The following is a 25,372-nucleotide window of genomic DNA, read 5'->3' as shown; positions in this document are numbered from 1 at the left end:
AAAATATAAAGAAAAACAGGATTTTTTACAGGGTTAACACATAATAACGATAAAAATTCGTTGCTGTATTCACATTTTGTTGGTTTCTTTTTGAAAAGAAATGGTTCGATAGGCTCTATTGAAGGAGTATCTTTATGGCATGAAAACCGAAAAAACTTCCCTTCATCGTTATTTTGAGAATATTCCCGATTATCGTATCGCTCGCAATAAAAAACACAGTTTGAGTGACGTGATTATCCTTTCCATCCTTGCTGTGATTTGCGGTGCGGAATCATGGAATTCGATCGAAGAGTTTGGCAAAACGAAGATAGGCTTTCTTCGCACATTCTTGAAATTGCCAAACGGGATACCCTCTCACGATACGATTAATCGAGTCTTTTCCAATCTCCGTCCCAAAATTTTTGAGGAACTCTTTGTGAAGTGGGTCTAAGAAATAAAGGATGACAGTATAAAAAAGGAGGTGATTAGTATTGACGGGAAGTGTATCAGAGGCTCCAAAGACAGCTTTCATGGCCAAAGCCCTATCCACATGGTAAGCGACTGGGCTGCTGATAATGAGCTGGTTCTGGGTCAAATCAAGGTCGATGAGAAAAGTAATGAGATTACCGCAATTCCACAGCTTTTGAGGTTGCTGGATATTGAAGGCAGTATAATCACCATCGATGCAATCGGTACACAGACTGATATTGCAGAAAAGATTATAGAAGACAAAGCTGATTATATTCTTGCGGTAAAAGGTAACCAACATGATTTATTGGATCAGATACAAGGACGATTTGCCCAGCAGTCGCCTTGCTGTAGTGATACGATTATGGAGAAAGGACATGGTCGGATCGAAACCAGAACGTGCGAGGTAATTACCAAATTGGACTTCGTATATGACCGTATTTTCTGGAAAGGACTAAAGTCGATAGTCAAAATAACTTCAAGTCGCCAGATTAATCAAAAGATAACGAAGGAAGTTCGTTATTATATTAGCAGCTTGGAGGCCAGTTCAACGGAGTTCAATAAATTTATACGACAACATTGGGGCACAGAAAATAAACTACATTGGAGCCTGGACATGGTATTTGACGAGGATAGGCAACGAAAGAGAAGTAAGAGTGCTGCAAATAACTTCTCCTATATCCGAAAAATAGCCCTTAATACCCTAAAAAAGGATAGATCTCAGGGGTCGCTGGTAACCAAAAGGCTAAAGGCAGGATGGGATAATAAATTCCTCCTAACTCTATTAAACCTAATTTAAATGCGTTGACCCTGGGATTTTTTATCGAAAAAATCGATAAAATAAAATTAATTAATATCTTTAGAAAAGTGATTATTGATTTAAATACATAATATTTATGAATCCTGAAATTAGTGTTATACTTACAATCGTAGGTGCAGTTATAGCTTTATCCATCTTATTGTATTTACTACCTGTCAATTTGTGGTTTACGGCTCAACTTTCTAATGTGCGTATCAGCCTTCTTAATCTTGTATTAATGCGTCTGCGTAAAGTTCCACCTTCCTTGGTCACTAATGCAATGATTACATCCACTAAAGCAGGTCTAAGAATAACTACCAATGATATAGAAACGCATTATCTCGCAGGAGGTAATGTGAATAAAGTTATAAAAGCACTTATCTCAGCTGACAAAGCAAATATTCCATTAGATTTTAAATTGGCAACAGCGATAGACCTTGCAGGTCGTGATGTGTTTGATGCAGTGCAACTGTCTGTTAATCCTCAAGTGATCAATACACCTCCAGTTGCTGCTGTTGCAAAGGATGGTATCCAGTTGATCGCAAAGGCGCGTGTAACAGTTCGTGCTAATATCAATCAGTTGGTCGGCGGTGCAGGTGAAGAAACAATTTTAGCTCGTGTAGGTGAAGGTATTGTTACAACTATTGGTTCTTCGGTTGATCATAAACAGGTATTAGAAAATCCAGATCGTATATCGAAAACTGTTTTATCAAAGGGTTTAGACTCTGGTACTGCCTTTGAAATCCTTTCTATTGATATCGCTGATATTGATATTGGTGAAAATGTTGGTGCAAAATTGCAAACAGATCAGGCAGAAGCAGACTTGAAGGTAGCAAATGCTCGTGCAGAGGAACGTCGTGCGATGGCGGTCGCGACAGAGCAAGAAATGCGTGCTAAAGCTCAAGATGCAAAAGCGAAAGTAATAGAAGCGGAAGCGCAAGTTCCTATGGCATTAGCGGAAGCATTTAGAAATGGTAATTTGGGTATTATGGATTACTATAGAATGCAAAATATCCAAGCGGATACGGATATGCGAACTTCTATATCCAATCCTAAGAGTGCGGATAAGAAATAATTGGTGAAAAACAAAACCTTGACGATGGGCGCCAAGGTTTGCTACTAACCAATTATAAACCTAAATTATGAAAAGACTCTTTTATGAACAATTCAGAATATTATTCCTGTGTTGTTGATACAAAGGTACTACAAGAATCAACACGTGTCAATACTTTTAGGTATAAAAGTTGTCCTAACAACTAGTTTGTGACAGTTTTGTGATTTTTTTATATTATTTAGTCTCGTCCGACAAATAATATGTCCTTTTTGAATAAATATTTTTTTGTTTACTTGAGAATTAAGTAGTTACTTTGGCTTAATATGATATATTCAAAGTTGAAAAACATCAAATGCGTAGTGTTAGATGTCGATGGTGTATTAACGAGTGGAGATATTTTGGTAACAGATGAAGGTAGTCAACTTCGTACTTTTAATGTGAAAGACGGTTATGCTATTCAATATGCGATCAAGCAAGGTTTAGATTTGTTTATTATTACAGGCGCTAAATCACAAGGAGTTAAGCTTAGATTTGAAGGGTTAGGTGTTAAGGAAACTTTCTTAGGGATAAGTGATAAGTGGACTTTATTACAACAGCTTTTGGAAAAATACAACCATAATCCAACGGATGTCTTGTTTATTGGTGACGATATGCCCGATTATGTCTGTATGCAGCAGGTGGGAGTTGCAGTAGCGCCAGCTGATGCGGTTGAAGATATTAAGAAGATCAGCGATTATGTTTCTAAATTAAAAGGTGGGGAAGGTGTGGCTCGTGAGATTTTAGAAAAAATGCTACGTTTACAAGGGAAATGGCATGCAGATGTATTAACTACAAGTGTTTAACATGTTGGTAGATACATTGAAAAATATAAAGGTGATTTTAGGTTCTCAATCACCACGTAGAAAAGAGCTCTTAGCATCCTTAGATATTGATTTCGAAGTCATTATTAAAAGTGTAGATGAAACAATTCCCGATGATATAATATCAACTGAAGCTGCTGAATATGTAGCTTTAAAGAAATTACAAGCTTTTAATGGGTTAGCATTTAATAATGCGTTAGTTATAACTGCAGACACCGTTGTCGTAGATGATGAGAACAATGTGTTGGGAAAGCCTAGTTCTACAGAAGAGGCCATTCGGGTTTTAAAATCTCTATCAGGAAAATCACATCAAGTTTTTACAGGTGTAGCACTACGTTATGGAGAACAAATTCAATCTTTTACGGAGGTTACTCGAGTTTACTTTTCTATGCTTAACAGTGACGAAATTCAATATTATGTAGATAAATATAAGCCATACGATAAGGCTGGTGCCTATGGTATCCAAGAATGGATAGGTCGTGTGGCTGTGTCTCGTATTGAGGGTTCTTATGAAAATGTGATGGGGTTACCAACTGTAAAGCTCTACAAAACCATTAAAGAATTGATATAATATAAAAGGAGGCATCAGCCTCCTTTTATTATTTAATATGGTAACGGATACCCGAATAAAACATACGTCCTGTTAGTGGTCCCCACAACAAGTTGGTGTCAAAATATTGTCCAAAAGGTTGATCAAATGCTAAAATTGGATCTTTCTGGAATGTATTTGAAAGATTTTCACCGCCTACATAAATAGTGAAGTTTTTATCTTTTCCAAATGATTTACTGATTTGAGCATTCATAGTAATATATGCATCAGAACTTGCAGCCAATTGGTATTGGTCTGGATTTACTGTTGTGGACGGCAAACGCTTCGAACCTACAGTATTAAATGTATAGTCAAAACTCCATCCGCTGTGCAAATTGTAAGCAAGATTCACAAAACCTCTGTGCTTTGCTGTTAATGGTTTCTGCAATCTGCCTTCTTTATAATCCGTTTGCACATCTAATAATCTATATGCCATTCGCGTTTCTAGATGCGGTGCTGGCATAAAACGGAATTCCGCCTGTAAACTGTTTGAGAATGATTTTCCGTCAAGGTTATAAATAGATACTTCGCGCGGATTTTCCCAATCGACTACCACTTGGTCTTGAAAATTGTTGTGAAATAGTTCTACTGAAATACCAGACTCGCGACCTAAGAATTGGAAATTTTGATCAATTGTAACTCCTGTATTCCATGAGACTTCAGGGCTTAGACCATATGCATTATATTGGTTTTGCAACGAAGTATAGTTTATTGACCGTGATGAAGCCAACATACTCATGTTTTCTGCGAAAATATTTGCTGTACGTTGTCCTCTTCCTGTACTAAATCTAATGGTATTTCCTGTAAAAGGATTGTATCGAGCAACCAAACGTGGGGTCGTAAACCAACCATACAATGAATTATAGTCTTGTCTTAATCCTAGTACCATGTCAAATTTTTCAGAAGGACTAAATGTATATTCTGCAAATACACCGGATACCGATTCTACGCGATCGAAGTTCCTAGCTTCTACATTTTCTTTGTATTTATCATAAGTTATTGATCCACCAACTTTGTATTTGTGTGCTACTGTTCCTATGATATCTTGAAAAATCAAATTCGCATATCCATTTGTTTGTTTACTCTCGTAATTGCGAAGACCAAAATAACTATCTTGTTTGTAGTTTGAGGCAGATAGCAATAAGCCAATACTTCTTAGACGATTCTGAGGAAATACGTAGCCTATTTTTGCAAAACCTTCTATACGCTCATTGTCAAAACCTAATCCGTAAATATCAGTTTTTCCTTTATCTCTGCCTTCATCAAAATCAACTTGACCACCTGTTCGATCATCTTTTAAGTATTTAATCCCGAATTGAGCTATGGTTCCTTTGCCATTCTCATAGTGCCATCTGTTGATACCGGAAAATAGATTTCCGACAGGAATATCTCTGAAACCGTTGTCACTGAAATTCATGTTTTTGTTATACATGAAATTGTCATGAAGCAACAAGCCTACAGACCATTTCTGATTAATTTTCTGCGCTAAATTTAAATTTATATCTGTGCGTCCCATATTATTGGCATACGCATTAAAATATAGGCGTTCGGAATTATGCGGTTTTTTCAATTCCACATTGATTTGACCAGCCATATTTTCATAACCGTTTACTACTGATCCGATACCTTTACTGATATCAATGGATTCTATCCAAGTTCCTGCTATGCTATTCAATCCTAAAGGCGTCGCAAAGCCTCGAGGTCCTGGCAGATTTTCGACTGTCAACTGCGTATAAATTCCACTTAATCCCAACAATTGAATTTGTTTGCTGCCTGTTACAGCATCATTACTAACTACATCCACGGATACCGTAGTCTCGAAGCTCTCGCTAAGGTCACAACATGCAGCTTTAAATAGCTCTTGTGCAGTCAATATCTCTGTCCTGTTAGCCGATAAGGAATTAATATAGCTTGATTTTTTGCGGCGTGAAACGACCACTTCGGATAACACATTGTTTTGAGCATGAACCATTAAGACTTCGTGGAGATTCTTTACCTCAATCGTGTCCGGCTGCATCCCTGCATAGGAAAATACAAGATTCTTATTTCCTTTTTCATGCTTAATTTTAAACACCCCATTTTCATTGGATGACGTTTGAAACTTAGGACCTTCAAGCCATTTTACGTTCACATTTGAAATTGGAGTTAACTCAGCTTTGTTATCTTCATTTACCACTACACCTGTGATAATATGGTCGTGATCATGATCTTCCTCGTGTGCGTCTGTAACATTCGTCTTTGCGTGCGTTGCATGGTCGTGATCATGCGCATCACCTTCATCATGTTCGTGCGTGTTTTCACCTAATCTTTCGTAAACACAACACTCATGTAGCTTTTCATATACGTCGTCTGGAGCTCTAAAGTTAGGCGTATCATGGCCTGCGCTAGCGATTGCTTGTTGAATTTGCGCTAATTTTATTTTCGAAGAATTGTATTTAACCGTGATTTGATGATTTTCAACATTCCAAATCGCGCTTTCTACACCCGATAAGGTTGCGGCTTTTTCGATTCTTTTTTTGCACATGCCACAATTTCCCGCAACTTCAAAAGTGGAAGTACTATCTGATTGGGCATAAATTGAGCTGGAAAGCACTGTGAATAGTGCTAATACGAATAACTTGATATAACTTTTCATTCTTAATTTTCTATTATTTAAATACAATAAAATTATAATTCAACTGCTGTTGATTATTTATTATGAATAATAGAAAATTCTAAATTCTAAAAATCCGATTTTGGATATATATAGGTGGTGATGAATCCGTGTAAGAATAAAATAATTCAGTTTGCTGCTGTTTATTATAATCTTGTACGGGAATAATAAAGTTAACAATCCACAATAATGGCTTGATCGCTGGTGAAAAGTGTACAAAAGAAACTTGCTTTGCATTGAAGTTTTTGTCGGTTAATTTATTGATATCTAAAACCGAATATTTACATTCTCCCGCACAATGTTCGTCCTTTTCAGCTGCTGATTGGTGGTGTTTCTCGCAGAAAGGACAGCTTTCTGTGTCTATTTGATTATAGAGACTAAGCATAGTCGCTTCTTTACATTGATGCAAATAAATATTACCACCTAGGGATACAAAGGTGAATATTATGCACACAAAATAAATAAGTAGTCTCATTGCTACAAACTTAATAAAAATTAAACTTATTTCTTTCATTAAATTATATATTTTTCTATATTAGAATTCTTGAAACCGATGAATTATGATACACTTATTCGATGATCCAAATGTGGCTGTAATAGGAATGCTAGGACTAGGAATTGCTGGTTTTGCGCTTGTTAAAGTCTATTCTAAGGTAATTTCCAAATTACACTAGAAATTAAAAAAACAATAGAAACTCTAGCTTAGGCTAGAGTTTTTTTATGGAATAGTGCGCGCTCTGACATCATATTGATATATAACAAATTTTATAACCTTAATTGTTACTATCATGGTGTTTTTTAAATCATCGATTTATTCTAAAGATTGGATGGATATAGTATTTGCCAATCGAAATAAGGAATACGGCGCTTATCAATTGAGACAGATGTCTGGAAAAGCGACTAATATAGCATTGCTCGTTGTTGTTACAGTCGTAGGTGGCTTGTGTGGTTTATCTTTTATCGATAAAGAAGATAAAAGCCCATTAGCATTGGACAACACTTTTTCACCAACTGTCATGATTGAGCCTGAGACTATTTTGAAAGAAGAAATTATCGAACTTAAGCCAGAAGAAGCTAAAGTTCAGCAAGTCGCAAAGGATGTTTCTGCGAAGGATCTAATCAAGTTCACTGAGATCAATCCGACTGATAAATCCAATGTCAAGGAAGATATTGCAGAGGAAAAGGAAGTGCTTGATAAGCAAAAACTACTTTCATCTTTTAATGCTAAAGGGCAGAAGGGTGGAGAACTAATTGCTAGAGGGACTTTTAGTACACACAAGCAAGATGGTGGCTCTATTGGCCGTTCTATAGCGGATGAAGATGGAGAAGATGCGAGCGGGACTTTTACCACGGTAGAGATAATGCCTGAGCCCAAAGAAGGTATGCCTGCATTTATACAGTGGATTGCAGCGAACTATACTTTTCCACAAGCTGCTTTAGATAACGATGTTAAAGGACTTATTCAAGTCAAGTTTGTAGTAGAAAAAGATGGAAGCTTAAGTAGCATTGAGGTATTGCGCGATATGGGTTATGGAACAGGTAAGGAAGCTGTGAGGTTGTTGCAGAAAGCAAAAAAATGGAATCCAGGCATTCAAAATGGAAGACCTGTACGCGTCACTTTTTCTCTTCCAATTCGTCTTAGTTTACAATAAAGTCAATATTTGATTCTGAAGAAGTTTTATTTATAAACTTCTTCAGAATTTATTCGAATAAAAATAGGATGGTTAGGATCTTTATTTTCCCAAGTTGGACCATTCATTAATATTTCTTTGATGTGTTGATTTATTATTTTATCGGATGATGATTTAATTTCAATAAGAGTTGGTTTTAGTGAGGCATCAAGAGAAAACGATATGTTCGCTTTATACGATTTTAAACCTTTTTTATTGAGTTGCTCTTTTATATAGGTATTAAATTTAGACCACCCAATTGTCGGATTACCATTTTGAATAGGTTTTGATACGATAGTTTCAAACGTCTCTGTGCTAGATACAATACGTGAATCTGCACTAGCTTTATTTGCTAATGTATTCCCACTTATTAAAACATCGCTAATTGTACTTTCCGTCTGTTTTTCTTTTACTTCGACTTTATTTTCTTGCGCCTGACGAGCTAACATAGTCGTAAGATTTGCCTTTGTCTGAGGGTCGAGATCGAGTCTTTGTAAGTCGGCTTGAGTTTTTGCTATAGAACTTGAAATCATTGGCTTTTGACTAGAGGAGCCTACTCTACCATTCAAAACTTCTGTTTGAAATGCTGTGATGTCACTCTTACCTGCAATTTGGATGATCTCTTCGTCTTGTTTTTTTAAATATCTGGGTCCTTCAATAATGACTTCCAATTTTGGCTTAGCAGAATAAGCCATTATTTTTTTTGGTGAAGGGGTCTCTTTTTTAGATGCAGTTTTCTCTCTTTTGATTGTTGGAGGAGCTGCGCTACTAATTTCCTCCGAATGGGAATTATCAGAATAAGCAATTTGCGATGAATCAGGTATTAGATTTTCTGTTATTTTATTTTCTAAAGGCACTATTTCAGGAGCTGTCTGCACAACCTCCACATGCGGCTCAGGTTTTAAAAAGTATAGTGCACCAGCAGCTAAAAGTCCAATAAAGGAAGCAGCAATAGTTAACTTTCGAATATTAAAAATCTTGAATTCTTTCTTCTTCGCTGTGCGAGATTTAATTTTCGCTTGTAACTCACGCGCGGGATTTGCAGATTTCAGCACTTTCTCTGTTTCCAATCCTTCAATGATATCCATTAGCATCTCATCTGTATGCATAGCACGTTCAATCTCATACATTTGGGTAAGAGAAAGTTCGCCATTTACATATTGACGCAAATAATTGATATTTGAACTGAATTTACTCATCTGCTTTTTCCATACAATTCTTTAAATTTCTTTTTCCGTTTTGAATATAACTTTTTACATCATTCATCGAGAAACCAGTAATTTCAACGACTTCTTTATAACATTTTTGATTGATAAAAAACAAATCAATACTAATGCGCTGCTTTTCGGGAAGCTTCTCCATACAACTTTCCAACTGCGATAATCGTTCCTCTTTTTCAGCGTAATTTTCTTGTGGATGCAAATTATGTGGAAATTCCACAAATTCTGATATAGAAACTTCAATTTTATTTTTGCGCGCGCGCAATTCCATCAAGCAAAAATTCTTTGCTACCACATAAAGCCATTTCGGGAAATCCTGAATATCCTGTTTTTTTACTTTGACTATGAGTTGCTCGAAAAGTTGCATGACAGCATCTTTACTCTTCTCTTCTTCTTTGAAATAACGTAAGCAAACATAATATACCATCTCACTATGTCGTGCATACAACTCACCCAAAACCGCTAAATCTTCCGTGGACAAATATTTTGTCAACAAAGATTCATCAGATTCTAAAGAAGGGGATGAGTCAATTAGCTTCATAATCGGGGTGAAAATAATTTTTTTTTCTTGATTATGGAAATTTCATTTTTTCTGCATCCGTTAGGAAAATTAAATAAGAATTTAATATGAAAAGGCTACTAATATTATGTATGGTTCTATTTGCTATAGTAGCAAATGGCCAAAGTTTGATCGAAATCAAAGGCATTGTAACTGATATAGATTCCAAAAATTCTATCGCTGGTGTATCCGTGCAGTCAAGTAAGAATAAAAATGTCCAAACCAATGAAAAGGGTGAGTTTTCAATCTCATCTTTCAAAGGTGATACGTTGCGTTTTCAATTTTTAGGCTATAATACTTTTGAACATATCGTAAAAAATGAAAAAATAATTAAGATTTCTCTTGAACCAATAGCGAATACGATGGATGAAGTCGTGGTTGTAGGATTTGGTACACAAAAAAAGGAAACTTTAGTGGGATCAACTAGTTATTTACAAGGAAGCGTAGCAGGTTTGGCTGTTAGTAACAATAAGACCGTAAGTGGGAGTAATTTAATGATTAGAGGAATAGGCAGAGTAGAGCAAAATACAGAATCTTATAAAGGTTTTTCGGAAAATAGTTTCGTCAGTCCAATCAAGGAAGCACTTTCAACTTTCGCAGCGGATGTGGATGTGGCATCGTACAATAATGTAAAAAGATTTTTAAACTCCGGAACTTTGCCTCCTGTGGACGCCATTCGTGTAGAAGAAATGATAAATTATTTTCAATACGATATGCCTTCGCCAGAAGGAAATAATCCTGTAGCTATTAAAACGGAATTGTCTCCTTCGCCTTGGAATAGTAAACACCAACTTTTGCGCATTTCGTTAAAGGCTAAAGATATTCCGAAGGATAATTTACCAGCATCGAATTTTGTATTTCTAATTGATGTTTCGGGATCGATGTATGATTCGAATAAATTGCCTTTGGTAAAATCATCTTTAAAATTGTTGGTGGATCAGCTTCGCGATAAAGATAAAGTTGCAATCGTGACCTATGCAGGAAATGCAACAGTTCGCTTGGAAAGTACTTCTGGTGCTAGTAAGATGAAAATTAAAGAAATCATCGACGGTTTGGAAGCTGGCGGGGGCACTGCTGGTGGTGATGGTCTAAAAATGGCGTATTCCATAGCACGTAAAAATTTTCTTGCAGATGGAAACAATAGAATCGTCATGGCTACGGATGGAGACTTTAACGTGGGTGCATCCAGTGATTCGGACATGGAAAAATTAATCGAGAGAGAACGCGAATCGGGTGTAAATATTTCTATCCTGGGTTATGGTATGGGGAATTATAAGGATAGTAAATTGGAACTTTTGGCAAATAAAGGTCGTGGAAACTATGCCTATATCAATGATATTTCGGAAGCGCGCAAAGCTATGATTTCAGAATTTGGCGGAACAATGTTTACGGTTGCAAAAGATGTGAAAATCCAAGTAGAGTTTAACCCGAAGTATGTACAATATTACCGTTTGGTAGGATATGAAAATAGACTGATGGCTGCGGAAGATTTCAACAATGACAAAAAAGTAGGTGGCGATATGGGCGTGGGACATGTAGTTACAGCTATTTATGATATCATTCCGACTGGTGTCAAATCAGATGAGATTGGAAATGTTGATCCATTGAAATACCAAGAAAATAAATCAAAATCGATTTCTAATTCTTCTTCTGAATTAGCTACTGTGAAGTTCCGGTACAAAGATCCTCAAGGAGAAAAATCAAAATTGCAAGAGCATATCGTATTGCACAATGCTGTCAAACCCATGAGTGCGGATTTTAATTTTGCTACAGCGGTAGCAGAGTTGGGGATGTTGTTGCGTAATTCTTCATACAAACAGCAAGCGAATTTTGATTCTCTTATCAAACGTGCGAAAGCAAGTAAAGGACAGGATGATGAAGGTTATCGTGCTGAATTTATCAAAATAGCAGAAAATGCAAAAGCTTTAATGAAAAGTAATGATTTGGTGCAGAAGTAAAATATAGTGATTCAAAAATGTCATGCTGAACAAAGTTAAGCATGACATTTTCTTTTTAGAGTGTGTTAGTCTTCTTCTTATAATTGGTCCACACGACTACAACAAGAATAAATCCAACACCGAGCCATTGCAATAGGGACACATTTTCATGCAATATGAAGTAGGACATAGCAACAGCTACAGGTAATTCGACTGCGCTTAAAATTGAACCCAATGCCAAATCGATTTTTGGCATGCCATAAGCAAATAGAAATGGAGGTAGAACGGTGCCGAACAACGCTAACAAAATCCCATATTTATAGATTTGTGTGTCAATATCGGGTTGAAATAATGTTATCGGTTGTAATAAAACTAAAATCATTAAAAAAGCTCCTGTGACCATCAATGCACTTTTCTGTACAGGTGGATAATCGTTTCCAACTTTTCCATTTACCATCAAAAATATGGCATACGCCAAAGCAGCAAATAGTCCATAAGCAATTCCTACTACAGAAATATCGTGAATCGAAGACTCAAGGGCACCAGTAGCAAATAATGTAGCAATCAAAATCAGGATAATTCCAATGCTTTGCTTTCTGGATGGTCTTTGTTTAAAAACAATGAAATTAATTAAAGCGCCTATCCAAATAAATTGCATCAATAATACGATGGCAATAGAAGCGGGAACAAGTTGTACACATTTGTAATATAGCACACTTACCACACCAGTCGAAATCCCTGAAATTATAATTTTCCAAAAGGGAGTTTTACGCGGATAATTTGAAAAATCAACTTTTCCAATTTTCATCATCATGAAAATCGTCCACAATATTAGCATCCCCAACATGGCTTGCACCCCCGTCACTTCACCCAACGAAAAACCTGCAGCATAGGCTTTTTTTACAAAAGTAGATAATACGCCAAAACTTGCTGCGCCAATGAAAACAGCTAGAGCGCCTTGAAATTGTTTCATCTTGCAAAAATACCTAACTCATATGGATAAAAAGAATTAGCTTTTTCAGCTGTTTCATTTTGTTTTGGTATTTTAGACTATCATTATGAGACAAATTCAAATACTTATACTGCCGATCTGTGTGATGTTGTTCTTAAACTCTTGTGGAGTAAAGCGGAAATCTTCTGTTACAGCAGCAAATAGAACAACAATTGAAAGACCTAATTCTGGCAAGAGAGCTGATGTAAAACAATATTATGGAGATTTATTGGGCACCAATCCAAAATCATTAAATACTTCACTTTACGAGTTTGTGGATGAATGGATGGGTAGTCCGCATCGTTTGGGTGGGCAGACCAAATCAGGAATTGACTGCTCGGGTTTTGTTGGAATGGTATATCAACAAGTATATGGAAAAAACTTACCGCGTAGTGCGCGTGATATGGGAGAAGTGATTAAGCGGAAATATGATGACCAGTTAAAAGAAGGTGATTTGGTGTTCTTCTCGTTTGGAGGGAACACGATAGATCATGTTGGCATTTATTTACACAATGACAAATTTGTACATGTTTCCACCAAACAAGGTGTTGTAATTTCAAATCTGAAAGATCCTTGGTATTACAAATATTTTACACGCTGCGGTACACCTGAATTATAATTAAAGTTGACGGAAGTAATACAAATGTCAATTGTAAGTACATAATCTACGAATACAATAATAGTGAAGACAATTTGTGTATTTTTGCCAGCATATTTTAATTAAGTCATGACTAGTAAATCAAAAAGAATCTTTTTAGCCATTTGTATTATTGTTCCATTTATTATTTATTGTTGGGTTTATTACTCTTCGATGATTAAAAATGCACCTTATCGTTTTTCAGATTTCGAATCTATCGAGTTGACTTTTGGTACACCGGATGAAATGTTGAATAAATATGATTCTAAAACTGCTGAATATCAATTTTTGACAAAAGATGATAAAGTGATGAAAGATACAGTGAAATTCAGAAAGGATGATTTGCTATACTTGCACCGCAAAGCGATGGAATTAGGATTTTGGAATGTGGATGATGATATGACTACGCCAAGAGCAAATGCAGATGAAGGTAAAAATGTACCACGTTATATCTTGAAATATACGTATAAAGAAAAATCTAAAGAAGTTGTCCTAGACGCCGACTACGCTGGCACGCAAAAGATGAAAGATGCTGCTAAATCTACAATAGATGCAGTAATCACCATGATAGCAGAAGCACAGGCGAGACAATAAAGAATATATTTATTAAATGCGAAAGGGGAAATCAACTGATTTCCCCTTTCGCGTTTAATGCGTTATATTATCCACTTCTTGTGGATTGTGTTTGTGTTTGAATAGTATTGCAAAGGCAATTACTATTAATAATGTATATCCTGCAAATGTCAACCAGATGTTATGCCAATCCTTTAAATAAAGTACTTCGTTGAAAATCCCATTTTCGATTGTAATACCTCTACTGTTGATAAACTCCAAAAATTTAGAATTATCCACAGTTGTTTCCAGACGTTTTGCCAAGTTGTTCACATTGCTGAATCCTTGTGTAAAATATTTATCGATCAACCAACCCGAAGAAATTGAACCAAATACAGCACCAAAACCGTTGGTCATCATCATAAATAAGCCTTGCGCAGATGATCTGATTTTAGAATCTGTAGAACTTTCTACGAAAAGCGAACCTGAGATATTAAAGAAATCAAATGCTAAACCATAGACTACGCAAGATAAAATAATCATCCAAAGCCCGTCCGACGGATTTCCAAATGCAAATAATCCAAATCGCAATACCCAAGCCACCATCGCAAATAACATTACATTACGAATTCCAAATCTTTTCAAGAAAAATGGGATAGCCAGAATAAATAAGGTTTCAGATATTTGAGAAATCGACATAATTATTGTCGAACCTTCTACTACAAGTGAGTTGGCATATTTCGGATAAAAAGAAAATTCACTTAAAAATACATCACCGTAAGCATTCGTCAGTTGTAATGCTGCACCTAAAAACATGGAGAAGATAAAGAATAGCGCCATTTTGTAATTGGCGAATAATTTGAAAGCCTCCAAACCTAAGAGTTCTGTCCATTTAGAATTTTCCTTTATTAAACGCTGCGGTGGACATTTTGGAATCACAAATAGTGAGTATAATGACAGCGTGATAGATCCTGCTGCGGCAATGTAAAATTGAAATTCTGTCGCTTTATTTCCAGAAAGATTCGTAATCCACATAGCAGCTATGAAACCGACAGTACCCCACACACGAACTGGAGGAAATGCTTTTATTAAATCATATTTTGCTGCTGTGAGGGAAGAGTAAGCGATGGAGTTGGAAAGTGCTAATGTCGGCATGTAGCAACACATAGCTGCAAGCATAACATAGAAAAATGTGTTTGGATCTTCGACTCTGGCCAAATAAATTAAGCACAGTGCATAAAGAAAATGTAAACAGGAATAAAGTTTTTCCGCATTGATCCAGCGGTCGGCGATTATACCAATGATAGTCGGCATAAAGAGTGATGCAATCCCCATTGTTGCGAATATGGTTCCAAACTGGGTCCCATCCCAATTTTTAGTCCCAAACCAATAGTTGGCTATTGTAATTAACCATGCTCCCCAAACAAAGAACTGTAGGAAGTTCATGATGGTGAGTCTTAACTTGATAGACATAGTGTTATTTTATGATTTTCTTTTTTCTATTTCGTCACGGATCTTTGCTGCGACTTCGTATTGCTCGTTGGCAATTGCTTTTTCTAGTGTGCTTTCCAGTTCTTCTAATGTCAACGAGGCATAAGGAGAAACCTCTTTTGGCTTTTCGAACTCTTTTTTTGGAGATGGTGTTGTTCCTTCTGAAGTGTTTGCGGAGCTCAAATTTTCTAAAAAAGCGAAATCATTACTTTCGATAACTATTCCCGCAGAAGACATGATAAAATCATACGTATAGATTGGACACTCAAATCTAACTGCCAAAGCCACAGCATCGGAAGTGCGTGCGTCGATTTCATGGGTTTCATTCCCTTGGCTACAAATTAATTTCGCAAAGAAAATTCCATCTACTAAGTTGTAAATCAAAACTTCGTCAATGCTAATATCAAAAGTTTCAGAAAATGATTTGAAAAGGTCGTGCGTTAGTGGACGACTAGGCGTCATCTTTTCGATTTCCACCGCGATAGCCTGCGCCTCAAAACTACCAATGATGATAGGAAGGCGTCTGTTGCCATTTATTTCGCCCAAGACAAGTGCGTATGCTCCTGATTGTGTTTGGCTATACGATAAGCCAACAATATCTAACTTAAGTTTCTTCATCCGAACACCTTCAATGATACAAAGATGTGAATATTAATGCCAAAAAAAAAGTAGCACGCGCATTTTTTGTACGTACTACCTTAATATAGATATGATTTTGTTTAGTTTCCTTTATATGCTTTTAACGCTTCTATCAATTTCGGAACTATGACGAAAGCATCGCCTACGATTCCGTAATCAGCTACCTTAAAGAATGGTGCTTCTGGATCTTTGTTGATCACCACAATAGTTTTCGATGAACTAACACCTGACAAATGTTGAATTGCGCCTGAAATGCCTATTGCAATGTATAAATTTGGACTTACGACGATTCCTGTCTGACCGACATGCTCCGAATGTGGTCGCCAGCCTGCATCAGAAACAGGTTTTGAACAAGCTGTAGCTGCGCCTAATACTTCCGCTAATTCTTCAACCATTGCCCAATTTTCTGGTCCTTTCATTCCACGGCCTGCTGACACAACGATTTCTGCTTCGGGAAGTGATATCTTATCTTTTGCACGAACAATATCTTTTACAATTGTTCCAAAATCCGATGCTTCCACAGGTGCAGAAAAAGTCTCAACCTGTGCAGAACCGCCAATCTCTTTAGCTGCATAGCCATTTGGATTTACCGTTATTACTTTTACGGCTGACTCTACAATGATGTTTGCAATAGCTTTATTTGAAAATGCAGTTTTCTTAATTTCAAATCTATCACCCGAAATTGTCGGAATAGTCGCTGCTCCAGATACTAAACCTGCTTCCAGTTTGGTCGCGATACGCGGTGCCAATCCTTTCCCACTAAAAGTATTTGAAAGTACTACTACAGTAACATTTTGTTGCTTCGCCGCGGATGCAATGATTGCAGCGTAAGCTTGATTCACAAATGATTTTAAATCTTCATTCGATACGTGTAATATTTTGGAAATACCATATGCACCCAATTTACTCAATTCCTCTTGAGGAAAATCCCCAACAGTAATTCCGATAGCTTCAGTGCCTAATTGTGTAGCAATGTCTTTCCCGTAAGTTGCCACTTCAAAAGCAGACTTCTTTAGTTGCCCCTCTGTATTTTCTATATATACTAAAACTGACATAATCTTTTCTTTATTCTAGGTTAGATAACTTTAGCTTCGCTGTGTAGTAGATTCACTAACTCATTAATGTTGTTTTCGTCGATCAATTTTACGTTTCCTCGCGCTGGGGGTGTACTGTAATTATTGATTTTAATCAATGGTTTGACTTCAATAGGTTCAACCACTTCCAAAGGTTTTGTTCGTGCTGCCATAATACCACGCATATTTGGAATTTTCGGTTCAGCAACCCCCTCGGCTGTTCCTACAACCAATGGTAATGATGCACAGACAACTTCTTTTCCCCCCTCAATCTCACGTTCTATACTAGCTTGACTTCCTTCAATTTTTAGTCCTTTAGCAATAGATACCGAGGGTAAATTCAAAAGTTCAGCAACCATTGCGGCAACTTGCGAACCGTTGTAATCAATGGATTCACGTCCTGTTAATATCAAATCAAAAGAATGCTTTTTGGCATAATCGGCAATTTGATTAGCCACAAACCACGCATCAGCTGGACTCGCATTTATTCGAACTGCATTATCGGCGCCAATAGCCAATGCTTTACGAATCGTTGGTTCGGTATGGGCTTCGCCCACATTGATCACCGTTACAGTTCCGTTTGCTCCTGAGTTCGTAAGTTCGATTGCTTTTGCCAAAGCAATTTCATCGTAAGGATTGATAATATATTGGACTCCCGCTGAATTAAATTCAGAATTGTTATTCGTAAATGTAATTTTAGATGTAGTATCTGGAACATTACTTATACAAACTAATATTTTCATGTTTATAAGGTTTTCAATTAAGTTTATCTAGTTATGCTTGCTTATCAAATATAGACAAATAATTTTAATTTGCTATGCAAGCATAGGAAATTATTTTGTAGAATATATTCTTTTGTGTTGCAATAGTTTATTTTTGTAGTATGAATCGAATTGAACAGTTAGAAGAGTTTTTGCGTGAAAGCCCACAAGATCCGTTCTTACATTATGCTTTGACCATGGAATTCCTGAAAGGGGATGATATTGCCAGAACACGTGCGGGCTTTGAGAATATGTTAACTAATTTTCCTGACTATGTTGGAAGCTATTATCATTTTGGAAAATTTTTGGAAAAATTAAGGGAATCGGCAAAAGCAGAAGAAGTTTATAAAAAGGGTATTTTAGTGGCTACAAAAATGCGCAATAACCACGCTAAAGGAGAATTGATGGGGGCTTTGAATATGTTACTTGGGATGGATGACGAAGAAGATTGTTAAATTTTAAGAAAAAAATTAATAACCAGTGTTTTGGTATTCTTTTTGAATAGCTTAAAACATTATGCGTTGGTTGTTATCTATATCGTTTTTGCTTATTCTGATAGCTGTTGCTCTTAGCTGTGTCAACAATCAGAAGTCTGTCGCGGCAAAGGATAAAACTGAAAGCATGGAGGTTTTATCAGCTAATTTGGCTGGATATTACAGTGGTGATTTACCTTGCGTTGATTGTGAGGCGATAAATACAATGCTCGAATTGCATAAGGATAACTCCTATGTTTTACGTTACATGTATGAAGGCAAATCCGAAGATCAATTTATAAAAGAAGGGGAGTGGTCGATCAAAAAAAATACGCTGACCCTGGAAGGTGTTGATTATCAGTATAAAATAAATCCGGACTATTTGATTCAACTTGATCTTGAGGGCAACGAAATCAAAGGAGATCTAGCTGAGAAGTATCAATTGTCACGAATCCGATAAATTTAAGTATATTATAAACAGGGCTGAATTTTTTCAGCCCTGTGTTGTTAATTGTGTTCGCAAATTTCTTTCAACTTCGCAACTACGGTATCAATTTCTTCTTTTGTATTATTCTTACTAAATGAGAATCTGACCGATGGTCTATCTGGATTGGCATTAATTCCACGTAAAACATGGGATCCGATGTCTGAACCCGAGCTACAAGCGCTACCGCCAGAAGCGGAAATACCAGAAATATCCAAATTGAATAACAACATATCGCTCATATCTTTACAAGGTAAGGAAACATTTAGTACAGTATACAAGGAATTAGCTGGATCAAGATTTCCATTAAATTCAATAGTTGGAATTGCTTTTTTCAATTCTTCGATCATGTAGCTTTTCAATCCTTGAATATAAGCTTGATGTTCTTCCATATCACGGTAAGCAATTTCCAGAGCTTTTGCTAGTCCGACAATCCCATACACATTCTCTGTGCCGCCACGCATATTACGTTCCTGCGCACCACCGAAAATTAGTGGCTTTATTTTATTATTGCCATTGATATATAAAAATCCGACACCCTTAGGACCATGGAATTTATGACCAGCACCTGTTATAAAATCAATTTTGAGCTCAGACAGATCATGTTTATAGTGTCCCATTGTTTGTACAGTATCCGAATGGAAAATAGCATGGAATTGCTGACAGATCTCAGAAACTCTTTTGATGTCTGTAAGATTGCCGAGTTCATTGTTTGCATGCATTATGGAAACTAAAGTACGTGGATTTTTCGCCAACAATTCCTCCAGCTGATTTAAGTCAATATTTCCTTGTGCATCTAAGCGTAACAAATCCAACTGAATCTTGTCATTCTTTGCTAATTCTTCCAGCGTATGCAAAACCGCATGGTGTTCTATAGGAGTGGTAATCGCGTGAGTAATGCCGTATGCCTCAATCGAACGAACGATAGCCATATTATCTGCTTCTGTACCACCTGAAGTAAAGAAAATTTCTGCTGGTGAAGCATGTAGAAGATTGGCAATAGTCTTTCTTGCTTTTTCAACTATAGTTTTAGCCTGACGACCATGAGCATGAATTGATGAAGGGTTTCCATATTCATTTTTCATGGTTTCTACCATTACTTCAATTACTTCTGGGGCTAAAGGAGTGGTAGCGGCGTTATCTAGATATATGTGCATTCGGCAAAATTAGGCATTTGAAAAAAGTTTTCGAATTATTTTTTGTATTTCGAAATAATCAACAGAAGAAATGACAATAAACTACCAAATAACCCGAAATATACAATCAAATCTCCATTTTTTGTATAAAATGTCTTTTCGTCGTTTAAATTAATTTCTTGTGATAACGCAGTGGGTACCCACCATTCCGTATGCTGCACGATATCACCTTTTTGATTTATAAAGCCAGAAATTCCTGTATTTGCGGAGCGTGCTACCCAACGTCTATTTTCTATAGCGCGAAGTTTTGCATAAGCCATGTGTTGGTCTTTCCCAGAAGTGTTTTTCCACCAACCATCGTTAGTCATTACAGCGATAAATTGCGCACCATTTTTTACATATTCTGCAACATAATCACCCCAAATGGACTCGTAACAAATTGTTGGTGCTGCACCTATTCCACTTTGAGAATATAACACTTTCGGCTCTGCATCTTTACCATAACCTCCTGTTGTGCCACCAAAATGATCGAACAATGGTGTCATAAAAGCCAACCAATTGCCAAATGGCAATTGTTCTACACCAGGAACAAGTTTTGATTTATGGTAATATTGTAAAATACTTGAGCCATCTATTAAGGTCGAACCATTGAAGCTATCTACATAACTCGCCCCAAATGGTCGTGCAGTGTTGGTCTGTTTATCTTGATAAATTCTGTAACTTTCGATTCCTGATAATACATTTCCGTTATGATATTCGCCTAAGAAATTCACAATTCTTGTATAAGAAGGATATTGTCTAAAATCTTCTTCATTAATTCCTCCGCGTTCGGAAATGGCTGTTTCTGGCCAAACAAAAAACTCGGTATTGGGCTTCGCGACACTTTTCGAAAGCGTAATCAAATTTTCCAATTGTTCGGCTGGAGAAATGGATCCAAACTTTTGGTAAGGATCTATGTTAGGCTGTACAACGACTATTTCTGAAGGATTAATAGGTTCTTCGTAACTGTAATATTGAGTTACCGAAATCAAAATCGGCAACGCGATGACACCAATTCCTAATGAAAGAATAATCTTCTGCGAATACGCTTGTACCTTGTGTTTGTATTGCCAATAAAATAAGAAAGCCAAAATATTCACAATCCATATCCATAATGTACCCCCATAAACTCCCGTCACGCTGTACCATTGAATTATTTGATGAAAATTGGCAAATCCGTTTCCTAGCGTCATCCATGGAAATGCTAAATCCCACGTTTGATGTAAGTATTCGTATCCAATCCAAAGTGATACTAAGCATATCAAAGATATTGAAACAGATTGTTTTTTACGGAGTTCGTAATACATTCGAAATACAGTTGCCATGAGTAATGGCGCCAGTCCGAATGGTATGAGGGATATTAGAAGTGATACCCAAGATGGCAATACGGCATTCAATGAATTAAATACCCAATAAATAGAAGCTGTATTCCAAACAAAACCGGTAAGAAAGGATGCCCAAAATATTTTAGTTCCTTTTTTGGCAAAATCGTCACGAATAATTTTTTCAACTGCTACTAATAAAGGTACGAAGCCGACAAGTAACAATACACTACTGTATGGAATTGGTGGCCATCCTAACCAAAGAACAAAGGCACTTAAAAGTGCCAGTAAATAATTTTGTTTCACGTGCTATATTTATAACTGTGCTAGAATTTCTGCTTTTTTATTTTCGTATTCCGCTTGCGAAATCAACTGTTTGTCGTAAAGATTTTTCAGTTTCTTTAGCTTTAAAGTCAATTCATCTTCAACTTCTTCTATCTCAGTAGCTGGCGGAGTGTAAATTGGAGCTTGATAAGTTTGATTCACAGGCGCAGTATACGTGTGGTCTTGTGTTACAACAGTAGGCTGCTCGATTTCGATAACTTTTGGTGGTTCTTCTATTTTTGGAAGTGTAGTTTCTTCTACTTTTTCGACATAAATATCACGAACTGGAACGACTGGTTTTGAAATCGATGGCTGTGTTTCAACAACTGGCTTTGGCTCAGCCTTCTTTGGACTTGATTTTATTTCTTCCAAAACTTCTTTTATAAGCTGGTATAAGCGTCTAGCTTGGGTTTTTGGGATATAATCTATGCTCAGATTTTCACCAGTAAATGGGATAACTGTTACTTTTGAACCAAAAATTTCTTCTTTGAAAGCGATATCTTTAATATCTTTCCAATCAAAGATTTCAAAATTTGTTGCCAAACCCAATTTTGTGAATTCACACAAGAATATACGTTTGTTACTAATCGCAATACTGTCCGGCAATAAAGTTACAGCTGGTTTTTTCTGTAAAGCAATATAGCTAACGACTTCATCTTGATTCAACATCGTAGAAATCTTAGAGTATATCTTCTCGATCACTTTTGGATCTTGACCATCTTGTACAAATTTATCTAAGCTCATAGTAAAGTGATAAGTTAAATTCTTGTTTATTTATTCTGCTCCTGCTACACAAAATACAAATTCTCCCTTAATCGCATTGTTTTCAAAATGTAATTTTAGCTCCGCTAAAGTTCCCCTTACATTTTCTTCGTACAATTTACTCAATTCTCTGGATATAGAAGCTTGTCGTTCTTCGCCAAAGTAGGTTATCAATTCTTCAATGGTTTTTAAGATTCGATGCGGTGATTCATAAAATATCATTGTTCTTTTTTCATCAGCAAGCTGTTTCATTCGGGTTTGACGACCTTTTTTCACAGGAAGAAAACCTTCAAAACAAAACCTATCATTCGGTAATCCAGAATTTACCAACGCAGGAACAAAAGCGGTTGCGCCAGGCAAACATTGTACTTCTAGTCCCTCTTTAATGGCTTCACGCACCAATAGAAAACCAGGATCTGATATTGCAGGTGTACCTGCATCAGAAATCAAGGAAATAGTTTGTCCTTCTTTCAAAAACTTGATTATTTCCGAAACAGCCTTGTGTTCATTGTGCTGGTGATGCGCAAATACTTTCTTCTCGATGCCAAAATGCTTAAGCATGGGCGCACTTGTACGCGTATCTTCTGCTAAAATCAAATCTGATTCTTTCAAAATACGTATCGCACGGAAAGTCATATCTTCCAAATTGCCGATTGGCGTAGGGACTAAATATAGCATACCTCAAAGGTACGTAATATAAGGTAGTTGCAAAACGATGTGATAAAAAAGACTTAAACACGGCGTCTAAGTCTTTAGGAAAGCTGTAATGGAAAAATTTATTCTATTATAAGAACGGTGTTATTCTCAATATTGCTACAGTGTTAACGTTTTGTTTTCTGGCAAATTTTAATGGATTGTCTGCCTCAGTTTCTTATCTTTGTGCCCATAAACTCAAAATAATATGTTGCAGTTAAATTATATCCGTGAAAACAGGGATGCGGTTATTGAAAGATTAGCCGTTAAGAATTTTAAAGATGTAGCTTTGGTTGACGAAATCATTAGCTTGGATGAACAACGTCGCAAGATTCAGAATGAGTCCGATGCGTTAGCTGCAGAAGCAAATTCGTCCGCTAAGCAAATCGGTGATTTGATGCGTCAAGGTAAAAAAGAAGAAGCTGAAGCGATCAAAGCAAAATCGTCCGGATATAAAGAGCAACAAAAACAATTTTTAGACAAATTGGCTGAAGTAGAATCTGCATTGCAGGAGAAAATTGTGCAATTGCCAAATTTGCCTCATACATCAGTTCCTCGAGGGGTTTCTGCTGATGATAATGAAGTCGTATTTACACACGGCGAAGTCCCGACTCTAACAGATAATAAAGTGCCACATTGGGAATTGCTGACAAAATATGATATAGTTGATTTAGAATTAGGGGTAAAAGTTACAGGTGCTGGTTTCCCGGTTTATAAAGGAAAAGGTGCGCGTTTACAACGTGCTTTGATTAACTTTTTCTTGGATCAAGCTGCCGAAGCAGGATATACTGAGGTGCAGGTTCCGATAATGGTAAATGAAGCTTCAGCTTTTGCGACAGGGCAATTGCCAGATAAGGAAGGTCAGATGTATCATGTGACGAATGATGATTTGTATTTGATTCCTACTGCTGAAGTACCAGTGACAAACTTGTATCGTGATGTGATTGTGAAAGAGGAGCAATTCCCAATCAGACATTGTGCGTATACGCCATGTTTCCGTCGTGAGGCGGGTTCATATGGTGCGCACGTACGTGGCTTGAATCGTCTTCACCAATTCGATAAAGTAGAGGCTGTACAAATCGTACACCCAGAAAAATCATATGAAGTATTGGAAGAAATGAGCCAGTACGTACAAGGTTTGTTGCAAAAATTAGAATTGCCGTATCGTGTATTGCGTTTGTGTGGCGGTGATATGAGTTTCACCTCAGCATTGACTTATGATATGGAAGTGTATTCAGCTGCGCAAGAACGTTGGTTAGAAGTGTCTTCGGTATCTAACTTTGAGACATTCCAATCAAATCGCTTGAAAGTACGTTTCAAAAATGCGGATGGTAAGATGCAATTAGCACATACGTTGAATGGTTCTGCTTTGGCATTGCCACGTATTGTAGCTTCTATTTTAGAAAACAACCAATCTGATAAGGGAATCAAAATTCCTGCCGCATTGGTGCCTTACACAGGTTATGAATATATTGATTAAAATCAAGGTTAGATATATTGAAAATGGCTACATAATTCTGTAGCCATTTTTTTATAAAACGGAGCGTAAAACCCACAGGTCTTTAGCCTGTTGGATGTAAGCGACTAACCCTGATTGAGAATATACTCACGAATAGTATCAGGAGATGCTTCACCTATTGAACAAACAAAATAACCATCAGACCAGAAAGTATATTCTTTCCAAAAATGTTTAAATAAGAATGACCTGTGTGGTGAACGCGAAATGTAATAAGTAGATTCTTGTTTTAACTTGCGAACAATAGAAGTAATTGAAACACGAGGGATATATCGAATAAGAAAATGGATGTGTTCTAAATCAGATTCAAACACTTCAATTTCAAAATCTGAATTAGAAGTAATGTTTAAGAGAAAAGAACGCATATCATCTTTTAACTGACCGACAAGTTACTTTTTACGATACTTGCAAACGAAGATTAAATGACACTTTAAGTAGTGTTTTGAACGATTTGTGCTGATGTAATTACTTTTTTTAGACATAGTAGCGAATTTTTTTGTGAATGTTTCTCAATGAAAATGGAAATATTTACAAAAAACGTATCGGACTGCATAAGTAAAATGTATCTTTGCATAAAATAAAACTATTTAATAGTAGAATGAAGATAATTTTTCGGACATATGAATTTGAATTGCAGCCAACACAAGAGCAAAAAGTGTTGTTGGATAAGCATTTTGGATGTATCCGTTAC

Annotated in this window: 24 protein-coding genes and 2 pseudogenes; 12 read left to right on the top strand and 14 right to left on the bottom strand. The window is 36.6% G+C overall.

Annotation, left to right across the window (positions count from 1 at the left end; all coding sequences use genetic code 11):
* The first annotated feature begins 139 nt into the window (after positions 1-139).
* The 4 genes and pseudogenes from FLS47_RS03260 to FLS47_RS03245 all read left to right on the top strand — a co-directional run bounded on the left by FLS47_RS03260 (position 140) and on the right by FLS47_RS03245 (position 3,731).
* Positions 140-1,246, top strand: a pseudogene (locus tag FLS47_RS03260) (ISAs1 family transposase).
* 97 nt (positions 1,247-1,343) lie between these two features.
* Positions 1,344-2,321, top strand: coding sequence for a flotillin-like protein FloA (floA, locus tag FLS47_RS03255; RefSeq protein ID WP_149912964.1), 978 nt, complete (start codon positions 1,344-1,346; stop codon positions 2,319-2,321).
* Positions 2,322-2,623: 302 nt separating this feature from the next.
* A complete protein-coding gene (locus FLS47_RS03250; RefSeq protein ID WP_149912963.1) occupies positions 2,624-3,142 on the top strand; it encodes a KdsC family phosphatase in 519 nt (172 codons plus the stop codon).
* Between the two features lies 1 nt (position 3,143).
* Positions 3,144-3,731 carry a Maf family nucleotide pyrophosphatase gene (locus FLS47_RS03245; protein ID WP_223225112.1) on the top strand — a complete coding sequence of 196 codons (588 nt, stop codon included), beginning with the start codon at positions 3,144-3,146 and terminating at the stop codon, positions 3,729-3,731.
* 28 nt (positions 3,732-3,759) lie between these two features.
* On the opposite strand, the gene FLS47_RS03240 is transcribed toward FLS47_RS03245, so the two are convergent.
* Both FLS47_RS03240 and FLS47_RS03235 read right to left on the bottom strand, forming a co-directional pair.
* A complete protein-coding gene (locus tag FLS47_RS03240) occupies positions 3,760-6,384 on the bottom strand; it encodes a carboxypeptidase-like regulatory domain-containing protein (RefSeq protein ID WP_149912962.1) in 2,625 nt (874 codons plus the stop codon).
* 79 nt (positions 6,385-6,463) lie between these two features.
* Complete coding sequence (locus FLS47_RS03235; RefSeq protein ID WP_149912961.1) at positions 6,464-6,877, bottom strand: hypothetical protein; 414 nt, start codon at positions 6,875-6,877, stop codon at positions 6,464-6,466.
* A 313-nt stretch (positions 6,878-7,190) separates the two neighbouring features.
* On the opposite strand from FLS47_RS03235, the gene FLS47_RS03230 reads away from it, so the two are divergent.
* Positions 7,191-8,054: an energy transducer TonB gene (locus tag FLS47_RS03230; protein WP_149912960.1), complete on the top strand. Its 864-nt coding sequence runs from the start codon at positions 7,191-7,193 to the stop codon at positions 8,052-8,054.
* Between the two features lie 26 nt (positions 8,055-8,080).
* Here the strand turns inward: FLS47_RS03230 and FLS47_RS03225 are convergent, their stop codons facing one another.
* Together FLS47_RS03225 and FLS47_RS03220 are read right to left on the bottom strand one after the other, a co-directional pair.
* Positions 8,081-9,271: a hypothetical protein gene (locus FLS47_RS03225; RefSeq protein WP_149912959.1), complete on the bottom strand. Its 1,191-nt coding sequence runs from the start codon at positions 9,269-9,271 to the stop codon at positions 8,081-8,083.
* Positions 9,264-9,833: an RNA polymerase sigma factor gene (locus FLS47_RS03220; protein WP_149912958.1), complete on the bottom strand. Its 570-nt coding sequence runs from the start codon at positions 9,831-9,833 to the stop codon at positions 9,264-9,266. The genes FLS47_RS03225 and FLS47_RS03220 overlap by 8 nt, the downstream gene beginning before the upstream one ends.
* An 86-nt stretch (positions 9,834-9,919) precedes the next feature.
* Between FLS47_RS03220 and FLS47_RS03215 the strand changes: the two genes are divergently transcribed.
* Positions 9,920-11,809: a vWA domain-containing protein gene (locus FLS47_RS03215; protein WP_149912957.1), complete on the top strand. Its 1,890-nt coding sequence runs from the start codon at positions 9,920-9,922 to the stop codon at positions 11,807-11,809.
* A gap of 55 nt (positions 11,810-11,864) precedes the next feature.
* Here the strand turns inward: FLS47_RS03215 and FLS47_RS03210 are convergent, their stop codons facing one another.
* A complete protein-coding gene (locus FLS47_RS03210) occupies positions 11,865-12,761 on the bottom strand; it encodes an EamA family transporter (RefSeq protein WP_149912956.1) in 897 nt (298 codons plus the stop codon).
* A gap of 85 nt (positions 12,762-12,846) precedes the next feature.
* Here FLS47_RS03210 and FLS47_RS03205 point away from each other — a divergent pair, with 85 nt between their 5' ends.
* Positions 12,847-13,398, top strand: coding sequence for a C40 family peptidase (locus FLS47_RS03205; RefSeq protein ID WP_149912955.1), 552 nt, complete (start codon positions 12,847-12,849; stop codon positions 13,396-13,398).
* Between the two features lie 192 nt (positions 13,399-13,590).
* Positions 13,591-14,010 (top strand): hypothetical protein, encoded by a 420-nt coding sequence (locus FLS47_RS03200; RefSeq protein ID WP_149912954.1) that lies wholly within the window; start codon positions 13,591-13,593, stop codon positions 14,008-14,010.
* Positions 14,011-14,064: 54 nt separating this feature from the next.
* Here FLS47_RS03200 and FLS47_RS03195 read toward each other — a convergent pair whose 3' ends face one another.
* The 4 genes from FLS47_RS03195 to FLS47_RS03180 form a co-directional block, all read right to left on the bottom strand.
* Complete coding sequence (locus FLS47_RS03195; protein WP_149912953.1) at positions 14,065-15,441, bottom strand: nucleoside permease; 1,377 nt, start codon at positions 15,439-15,441, stop codon at positions 14,065-14,067.
* A 9-nt stretch (positions 15,442-15,450) separates the two neighbouring features.
* A complete protein-coding gene (locus tag FLS47_RS03190) occupies positions 15,451-16,077 on the bottom strand; it encodes a bifunctional nuclease family protein (protein WP_149912952.1) in 627 nt (208 codons plus the stop codon).
* Positions 16,078-16,178: 101 nt separating this feature from the next.
* Complete coding sequence (locus FLS47_RS03185; protein WP_149912951.1) at positions 16,179-17,153, bottom strand: electron transfer flavoprotein subunit alpha/FixB family protein; 975 nt, start codon at positions 17,151-17,153, stop codon at positions 16,179-16,181.
* A 20-nt stretch (positions 17,154-17,173) separates the two neighbouring features.
* Positions 17,174-17,914: an electron transfer flavoprotein subunit beta/FixA family protein gene (locus tag FLS47_RS03180; RefSeq protein WP_149912950.1), complete on the bottom strand. Its 741-nt coding sequence runs from the start codon at positions 17,912-17,914 to the stop codon at positions 17,174-17,176.
* Positions 17,915-18,054: 140 nt separating this feature from the next.
* On the opposite strand from FLS47_RS03180, the gene FLS47_RS03175 reads away from it, so the two are divergent.
* Together FLS47_RS03175 and FLS47_RS03170 are read left to right on the top strand one after the other, a co-directional pair.
* Entirely contained in the window at positions 18,055-18,387 is a 333-nt protein-coding gene (locus FLS47_RS03175; RefSeq protein ID WP_149912949.1) for a tetratricopeptide repeat protein, read from the top strand.
* A 61-nt stretch (positions 18,388-18,448) separates the two neighbouring features.
* Entirely contained in the window at positions 18,449-18,865 is a 417-nt protein-coding gene (locus FLS47_RS03170) for a copper resistance protein NlpE (protein ID WP_149912948.1), read from the top strand.
* A gap of 47 nt (positions 18,866-18,912) precedes the next feature.
* On the opposite strand, the gene FLS47_RS03165 is transcribed toward FLS47_RS03170, so the two are convergent.
* The 4 genes from FLS47_RS03165 to rsmI are packed head-to-tail and all read right to left on the bottom strand — an operon-like array spanning position 18,913 to position 23,150.
* A complete protein-coding gene (locus tag FLS47_RS03165; RefSeq protein WP_149912947.1) occupies positions 18,913-20,046 on the bottom strand; it encodes a cysteine desulfurase family protein in 1,134 nt (377 codons plus the stop codon).
* 35 nt (positions 20,047-20,081) lie between these two features.
* The gene (gene lnt / locus FLS47_RS03160; protein WP_149912946.1) at positions 20,082-21,692 is read right to left on the bottom strand and encodes an apolipoprotein N-acyltransferase; all 1,611 of its coding nucleotides are present in this window, start codon (positions 21,690-21,692) and stop codon (positions 20,082-20,084) included.
* A gap of 9 nt (positions 21,693-21,701) precedes the next feature.
* Positions 21,702-22,454, bottom strand: a complete 753-nt coding sequence (locus FLS47_RS03155) for a PH domain-containing protein (protein ID WP_149912945.1) — start codon at positions 22,452-22,454, stop codon at positions 21,702-21,704.
* A gap of 30 nt (positions 22,455-22,484) precedes the next feature.
* On the bottom strand, positions 22,485-23,150 hold the full coding sequence (rsmI, locus tag FLS47_RS03150; protein WP_149912944.1) for a 16S rRNA (cytidine(1402)-2'-O)-methyltransferase: 666 nt from the start codon (positions 23,148-23,150) through the stop codon (positions 22,485-22,487).
* Between the two features lie 223 nt (positions 23,151-23,373).
* On the opposite strand from rsmI, the gene serS reads away from it, so the two are divergent.
* Positions 23,374-24,645 (top strand): serine--tRNA ligase, encoded by a 1,272-nt coding sequence (gene serS / locus FLS47_RS03145; protein ID WP_149912943.1) that lies wholly within the window; start codon positions 23,374-23,376, stop codon positions 24,643-24,645.
* 104 nt (positions 24,646-24,749) lie between these two features.
* Here serS and tnpA read toward each other — a convergent pair.
* Positions 24,750-25,163 (bottom strand): annotated as a pseudogene (gene tnpA, locus FLS47_RS03140) (IS200/IS605 family transposase).
* A 116-nt stretch (positions 25,164-25,279) separates the two neighbouring features.
* On the opposite strand from tnpA, the gene FLS47_RS18925 reads away from it, so the two are divergent.
* Positions 25,280-25,372: helix-turn-helix domain-containing protein (locus tag FLS47_RS18925; RefSeq protein WP_149912942.1), on the top strand; the 93-nt coding region annotated here is incomplete at its 3' end.

It is taken from the genome of Sphingobacterium cavernae (genome assembly GCF_008520265.1).
Classification (GTDB): domain Bacteria; phylum Bacteroidota; class Bacteroidia; order Sphingobacteriales; family Sphingobacteriaceae; genus Sphingobacterium; species Sphingobacterium cavernae.
This window is presented reverse-complemented; position numbering and strand designations above follow the sequence as displayed.

Coding starts and splice junctions, on each gene's coding strand:
- floA (WP_149912964.1), top strand. CDS start 1,344: ATGAATCCTGAAATTAGTGTTATACTTACAATCGTAGGTGCAGTTATA.
- FLS47_RS03250 (WP_149912963.1), top strand. CDS start 2,624: ATGATATATTCAAAGTTGAAAAACATCAAATGCGTAGTGTTAGATGTC.
- FLS47_RS03245 (WP_223225112.1), top strand. CDS start 3,144: ATGTTGGTAGATACATTGAAAAATATAAAGGTGATTTTAGGTTCTCAA.
- FLS47_RS03240 (WP_149912962.1), bottom strand. CDS start 6,384: ATGAAAAGTTATATCAAGTTATTCGTATTAGCACTATTCACAGTGCTT.
- FLS47_RS03235 (WP_149912961.1), bottom strand. CDS start 6,877: ATGAGACTACTTATTTATTTTGTGTGCATAATATTCACCTTTGTATCC.
- FLS47_RS03230 (WP_149912960.1), top strand. CDS start 7,191: ATGGTGTTTTTTAAATCATCGATTTATTCTAAAGATTGGATGGATATA.
- FLS47_RS03225 (WP_149912959.1), bottom strand. CDS start 9,271: ATGAGTAAATTCAGTTCAAATATCAATTATTTGCGTCAATATGTAAAT.
- FLS47_RS03220 (WP_149912958.1), bottom strand. CDS start 9,833: ATGAAGCTAATTGACTCATCCCCTTCTTTAGAATCTGATGAATCTTTG.
- FLS47_RS03215 (WP_149912957.1), top strand. CDS start 9,920: ATGAAAAGGCTACTAATATTATGTATGGTTCTATTTGCTATAGTAGCA.
- FLS47_RS03210 (WP_149912956.1), bottom strand. CDS start 12,761: ATGAAACAATTTCAAGGCGCTCTAGCTGTTTTCATTGGCGCAGCAAGT.
- FLS47_RS03205 (WP_149912955.1), top strand. CDS start 12,847: ATGAGACAAATTCAAATACTTATACTGCCGATCTGTGTGATGTTGTTC.
- FLS47_RS03200 (WP_149912954.1), top strand. CDS start 13,591: ATGATTAAAAATGCACCTTATCGTTTTTCAGATTTCGAATCTATCGAG.
- FLS47_RS03195 (WP_149912953.1), bottom strand. CDS start 15,441: ATGTCTATCAAGTTAAGACTCACCATCATGAACTTCCTACAGTTCTTT.
- FLS47_RS03190 (WP_149912952.1), bottom strand. CDS start 16,077: ATGAAGAAACTTAAGTTAGATATTGTTGGCTTATCGTATAGCCAAACA.
- FLS47_RS03185 (WP_149912951.1), bottom strand. CDS start 17,153: ATGTCAGTTTTAGTATATATAGAAAATACAGAGGGGCAACTAAAGAAG.
- FLS47_RS03180 (WP_149912950.1), bottom strand. CDS start 17,914: ATGAAAATATTAGTTTGTATAAGTAATGTTCCAGATACTACATCTAAA.
- FLS47_RS03175 (WP_149912949.1), top strand. CDS start 18,055: ATGAATCGAATTGAACAGTTAGAAGAGTTTTTGCGTGAAAGCCCACAA.
- FLS47_RS03170 (WP_149912948.1), top strand. CDS start 18,449: ATGCGTTGGTTGTTATCTATATCGTTTTTGCTTATTCTGATAGCTGTT.
- FLS47_RS03165 (WP_149912947.1), bottom strand. CDS start 20,046: ATGCACATATATCTAGATAACGCCGCTACCACTCCTTTAGCCCCAGAA.
- FLS47_RS03155 (WP_149912945.1), bottom strand. CDS start 22,454: ATGAGCTTAGATAAATTTGTACAAGATGGTCAAGATCCAAAAGTGATC.
- rsmI (WP_149912944.1), bottom strand. CDS start 23,150: ATGCTATATTTAGTCCCTACGCCAATCGGCAATTTGGAAGATATGACT.
- serS (WP_149912943.1), top strand. CDS start 23,374: ATGTTGCAGTTAAATTATATCCGTGAAAACAGGGATGCGGTTATTGAA.